General features: G+C 29.0%; 4 protein-coding genes and 2 pseudogenes. All 6 read left to right on the top strand.

Features of this window, described 5'->3' with window-relative positions; all coding sequences use genetic code 11:
- The first annotated feature begins 157 nt into the window (after window positions 1–157).
- Entirely contained in the window at window positions 158–1,801 is a 1,644-nt protein-coding gene (locus ON17_RS03825; protein WP_261974243.1) for an ABC transporter substrate-binding protein, read from the top strand.
- Between the two features lie 105 nt (window positions 1,802–1,906).
- On the top strand, window positions 1,907–2,842 hold the full coding sequence (locus ON17_RS01090; protein ID WP_017191645.1) for an ABC transporter permease: 936 nt from the start codon (window positions 1,907–1,909) through the stop codon (window positions 2,840–2,842).
- Window positions 2,843–2,906: 64 nt separating this feature from the next.
- Entirely contained in the window at window positions 2,907–3,740 is an 834-nt protein-coding gene (locus tag ON17_RS01085) for an ABC transporter permease (protein WP_017191644.1), read from the top strand.
- Window positions 3,741–3,750: 10 nt separating this feature from the next.
- Window positions 3,751–4,344: pseudogene (locus ON17_RS03820) on the top strand (ATP-binding cassette domain-containing protein).
- Window positions 4,319–4,642 (top strand): oligopeptide/dipeptide ABC transporter ATP-binding protein, encoded by a 324-nt coding sequence (locus ON17_RS03815; protein ID WP_017191642.1) that lies wholly within the window; start codon window positions 4,319–4,321, stop codon window positions 4,640–4,642. Before ON17_RS03820 ends, ON17_RS03815 begins: the two are co-directional and overlap by 26 nt.
- A pseudogene (locus ON17_RS01075) lies at window positions 4,639–5,577 on the top strand (ABC transporter ATP-binding protein). Before ON17_RS03815 ends, ON17_RS01075 begins: the two are co-directional and overlap by 4 nt.
- Window positions 5,578–5,818: the final 241 nt, after the last annotated feature.

Below are 5,818 nucleotides of genomic sequence, written 5' to 3'. Positions count from 1 at the left end.
AATAAAAATAAAAAAACATCTATTATTGTTCTTTTGGTGATAATTTTATTAATGGGAGCTTTTTTATACACGTTTAGCGGTAAAAAAGTAAATAACTCAGAAAAAAACAGATACTTTGTATGTCGCTACAGCGGCTCCTATGCAACAAGGTTTTGGGATGTATAATGTTGGTTCCAGAACTGTTTATAATAATATAATAAGAAATTTAATCCATGAACCTTTATTGATAGCTAAAACTAAACAAACAGAGGATAAAAAATACGAAAAAACCACTTATGAGAGCAATATTTTAGATGAAGATAAAACTTATTCAGACTCTTCATCTAAAACAAAACAATATGTGTTAAAAGCCAATATTAAATTTCATAATGGTGTTGATTTAAAGGTCGATGATATTCTTTATTCTTGGGAAAAGGCCAAAGAATTAGGTTTAGAATCTGCCCGTTATATAGAAAGTTTCAAAACAGTTAAAAATGAGCCCAATAAGTTCATTGTTACATTTAAACATGACAAAAACAATATGAATGAATTTTATTTGAGTAAAATTTTTGTCATAAATCAAAAAGAGTGCGAAAAAGACTTTCATAAAGGAATAACAATAGGCTTAGGGTTTTTTCGATTAAAACTCATCAAAAACGACACAACAGTTCAATTAGAATTATTTGACAAACAACCTAAAAAACAACAACAACCGAAAATCGACAAAATTCATTTTCAATATTATCCTAATTCTGCGACTTGTTTCTTAGCAACACGAAATGAGAATATAGATATATTAATAGAACCAACAAATGAAAATATCTTTGAAATCCAAAATAAAAATATCAATCATTTAAAAACAGTAAAGAATGAATTTTTAAATTTAGAATTTATCTTATTGAATAATGATCTTTTAAATTTTGATGCAAGAAAAATTCTTTATGACATTATTCAGGCAAATAAAAAAAAAATATTATACGAATTATTAAAAAACCAAACAAATGAAGATGAAAGAACGAATTATCAAGAAATCGATTCCTTTTCAGATCCGCGTTTAATCGGCGGAAATATGGAAGACAAAAAACCAATCGATAGTGCCGAAGCAGAACAAAATCATCAATCGACAATAAATCGTTTTAAAACAGAATTAAAAAACAAACCGCAAATAAAAATAGATAAAAAAATTAAAATATTAATCACTCAAGATGATAATAACTTGAGAAATCGCTTTTTATCTAAATTACAAGTCTTTTTGAAAGAGATAGGTTTTCAATGTGAAATGGAAAAGAATGATTTTAACACTATGTTGGCAACAGCTCAAAAAGGAGATTTTGACATAGTTTCTTTTAGCGATAGTTTATCTAATACTTATCCTCATTATGTTTTAAAACAATATTTTGGTCGAATTAATACTGATTCCACAGGAAAAGAACGTTTTAAAGGGGTTGAAGGCGAAGTGATAGATGGTATTATGAATGTATCTTCTTTTAAAAACTTCAAAAACCAAGATACAAATGAAAATAACGGCAAAAATGGCAATAATAATGATGTATGGGCTTTATTGGATGAAATAGATAATATTCCTATCGAACAAAAACCAGCCCAAAAAACAGAAAATCATTCAGAAACAGACCAAACAGGTTCCAATTCATATTCAGAGAAAATAAAGCAAATACAAACTATTTTAAAAGACAATTATGTTTATGTTCCTTTATTTTCTAAACAACAAAAAATTTCTATTACCAGAGATAAAATTAAAGGTTTTGAAATGGATGCTTTCGGTAATATTAATTGGTTAGGCATCGTTAAAACTAAAGAATAATAAATTTATTTGTGACCTTTTTTTCTTAAGAAGAAAAAAGATGTCTTTATGGAAATGCATATATGGCAGCAAATCTAAATTAAGTTATAGAAAGCATGTATCAAAATGGCTAAATATACTTTGAAAAAAGTATTTTATACAATGTTTATTTATTTGCTTGTTATTGTGAGCATTTTTTTCGCTTTAAAGATTTTTTCCGATCCGGTACAAGCTTTATTAGGGCAAGACAGTACTTACGAAGAAAAAGCCAAATTAACTCAAGAATTAGGGTTAGATAAAAGTGCAAATAAACAATTTTGGGATTATTTGACAGGGATTATTTTTAAATTTGATTTTGGCAAATCATACAGTCAAAGAGATCAAAAAGCTATTAACTTATTTATGGCACCTTTTGCTATTACTTTAACATTATCTATCATTAGCATTTGTATTGCCTCTTTTTTAGGTATTTTGACTGGCATGTTTGCGGCTTATTATCAAAACAGTAAAAAAGACTATTTCGTACTTTTATTTTCTATTTTGATAATTTCCACGCCTAGTTTTATCATAGGTTTCTTGTTGCAATATTTTTTAGGTTTTCATTGGATGTTATTCCCTATTTCTGGTTTAGAAAGCCCTTCTTCTTGGATTTTGCCTATCAGTACGTTAGTTTTGGGGCAAACTTTTTTAATTGTTAGAACGGTGAGAAATAATATCATTGAGATTTTAGAACAACCTTATATTGTCGTAGCACGCGCTAAAGGATTATCGCCGACTTATATTTTATTCCATCATGTCTTAAAAAACGCTTTAATACCTATTATCGCCCAAATTGGCTTACTTTTTAGTTTTATGTTAGGTGGCTCTTTAATAGTAGAATCTATTTTTAATATTGATGGAGTGGGTTCTTTGATAATGAAATCTTTTGCTAAAAGAGATATCCCAGTCATTCGTGCTTCTATCATCTTATTGGCTTTATTTATTAGTGTCTTTAATATTGTTTTAGAATTACTTTATGTTTGTTTGGACCCTAAAACGAAAGAAAAAAACCGTAAATTTTAATAAAGTGAAAAAACATAGAGCAAAATAGAAGTGAGCTTGATTATTATGAAGTGGAAAAAAACAGATGTTAAATAAAAGATATCGCAAGAATAAAATGTTATTTTGGGGTTTATTGATTTTCTCCAGTTTAATTGTCTTAACTTATCTGATGCCTTTGTGGTTTGATAAAGAAGATAGTCATTTGACCTATAACGCTTTAGAACCTATCAGTAAGGAACATTGGATGGGAACAGACTTCATCGGACACGATCTTTGGAATTTTATTATCAAAGGAACTCGAAATTCTTTAAAAATAGCTTTTTGTACGGCTTTGATAAGTGGTTTTGTAGGTACACTTTTAGGAATTATAGCGGGTTATTTTCGCAGTTGTAAGGATTCAATAGTGAATCTTATTTGTGATTTTTTAGTGGTTTTTCCTGATTTTGTGTTAGCTTTTATAGTGATTTTTATGTTCGGAAAAGGGATGAATCAATTGATTTTATCGATTAGTATATGTTATTTGCCGCTTTTTATTAAAAATATTAGAGTGGCGACTATTCAAGTCTCTCAAAAAGATTTTGTGCAAACCGCTCTTTCTTTAGGGGCTAGTCATTTTTATATTTTAAGAAAACACATTTTTCCTCATGTTTTAAGCACTTTAATTACTTTAATGACTACTCGTTTAGGTTCTATCATTTTAGTTGCCGCTAGCATGGGTTTTATCGGTTTAGGTCTTGACCCTTCTACGCCTGAATGGGGTTCTATTTTGAGTTTTAATAAGTCCTATATTAGTTCTCGTCCGTATTTAATTTTTGGAACTTTAATCTTTATTTTATTAACTTCTTTGGCTTTTAATTTAATTGGTGAAGGTTTGGTTCAATCTTTTTCCCCCTCGTCAACCTCAACAGAAAGAGAATAAATAAAAAGATATGCAAGAAAAGAGAGTTTTATTACAAATTCAAAATTTATATAAAGCTTTTTCGAAACATAAAAAGGCGTTGGAAGCTAATCATAATCTTAATTTTGTTATTTATGAAGAAGAAACTTTGAGTATGATTGGGGAATCTGGTTCAGGGAAATCTACTTTAGGGAAAACGATTGTTCAACTTCAAAAACCTGATTCTGGCCAAATTTTATATTATTCTTAAATTTATCAAAATACCTTATCTTTGAACGAATTAAAGAAAAAAGAGATGAAACCATTAAGAAGAGAAATCCAAATTATTTTTCAAGATTCTTTTTCCTCTTTAGATCCTAAATTTAAAATTAGAGATATTATCGGTCAAGGTTTATTAATCCAAAAAAAGGTCAAAAATAAAAAAGACCTTCGTTATGAGCGAGAAATTATCGAAATAGCAGAAAATTGTGGTTTAAAGAAAGATTTATTAGACCGTTATTCTCATGAATTAAGTGGTGGCCAAAGACAAAGAGTTAATATCGCAAAAACTTTAATTTTAAAATCTAAATTTATTGAGTGTTTTAAAAAAGAAGTATCAAATGACTTATTTATTTATTTCTCATGATTTAGGAGTGGCTCGTTATATTAGCGATCGTATTGGTGTGATGGAAAAAGGTCGGTTAGTCGAATTAGCCCCTACAGAAGAATTGTTTAACAATCCTCTACACCCTTATACACAAAAATTATTAAACGCTATTCCGGTTTTACCGCAATACGCTAATTTAGAGCAATCACAACCTTTGAAGAAAGAAAAGAAAGGATTTAGTTTTTCTTCTGATTGTTCGGATAGAGATTTTTATGAAGTGAAAAAAGGTCATTTTGTTTTATGCATTTTGGACCAAAAGAAGGATAAAAAAATATGAATTTATTGAAGGTTAATAATTTACATACTTATTTTAGCACAGATAATGGTTTAGTGAAAGCAGTCCAAGGTGTTTCTTTTGAATTGAATAAAAATGAAAGCTTGGGGATTATAGGCGAATCCGGTTCAGGCAAAACACAAATCGTGATGTCTATTTTACAATTATTAAAAGAAAATCAAACTATATATGAGGGTCAAATTATTTTTAAAGACCAAATTATTTCTAATTTTAACGACCGAGAAATGCAAAACATTAGAGGCGATAAAATTGCGATGATTTTTCAAGACCCTGTAGCAGGTTTAAATCCTGTTTTAAAAATTAAAAAACAAATTATGGAAGTTTTAATCGTTCATCGCCAAATGTCTACCGAAAGAGCTTTTCAACACGCTTTAAAATTATTAAAACTAGTGGAAATTAATGATCCGGAAAGTGTTATGTCTTCGTATCCTTATTAATTATCAGGCGGGATGTGTCAAAGGGTCGTGATCGCTATTGCTTTAGTTTGTGAACCGGAAATTTTGATCGCTGATGAACCTACTACAGCAATTGATGTTTTAGTTCAAAAAGAAATTTTACAGTTAATTAAAAATCTTCAAAAGAAAAATAAAATGGCTTTATTATTTATTACTCATGATTTAGGGGTTGTTTCCCAAGTAACTGATAACATCATTGTTTTATATAAAGGTCAAATAGTGGAAAAAGCCACTAGTTCTGTTCTTTTAAAAAACCCCTTACATCCGTACACGAAAAAATTATTAAATGATTTTTTAATCACTAGTGTGAATTTTAACCATTATGATGAAACCACGGATTTTTATAACGCTGAAAATGCTAACTTTGATTTTCGTGTCTTTAAAAAAGACGGTTTGTTAGATCCAGATTTATTACAAATATCATCAGAACATTGGGTCAGATGCACTATCAATAATAAATAGTGCTTTTTATGGGTTAAAAAAGACCTTTCCCTTTGGTTATGGATGAATATGCGGTTTTAAAAGACACTAAAAAAAGATCCTCAAAGGTTATTGCGTACCATTTGTAAAAGACCTAATAATATTAATTTTTATTATTTTTAACAAAATAACCTAATAAAACAAAGAAAGGTTTTGCTCACCACTGTTGGACAGCCGTCCAACAGAAAATCAAAGAGATGACCGAGGAGCACAGAACCGAGGG

The organism is Poinsettia branch-inducing phytoplasma str. JR1 (assembly GCF_000309465.1).
GTDB lineage: Bacteria > Bacillota_I > Bacilli_A > Acholeplasmatales > Acholeplasmataceae > Phytoplasma > Phytoplasma pruni.
The sequence above is the reverse complement of the archived record's forward strand: the minus strand, read 5'-3'. Positions and strand labels throughout refer to the sequence as shown.

Bases quoted from the DNA above. Each gene is read 5' to 3' on its own strand.
- ON17_RS03815 (WP_017191642.1), top strand. From the start codon at position 4,319: ATGACTTATTTATTTATTTCTCATGATTTAGGAGTGGCTCGTTATATT.
- ON17_RS01085 (WP_017191644.1), top strand. From the start codon at position 2,907: ATGTTAAATAAAAGATATCGCAAGAATAAAATGTTATTTTGGGGTTTA.
- ON17_RS01090 (WP_017191645.1), top strand. From the start codon at position 1,907: ATGGCTAAATATACTTTGAAAAAAGTATTTTATACAATGTTTATTTAT.
- ON17_RS03825 (WP_261974243.1), top strand. From the start codon at position 158: ATGTATAATGTTGGTTCCAGAACTGTTTATAATAATATAATAAGAAAT.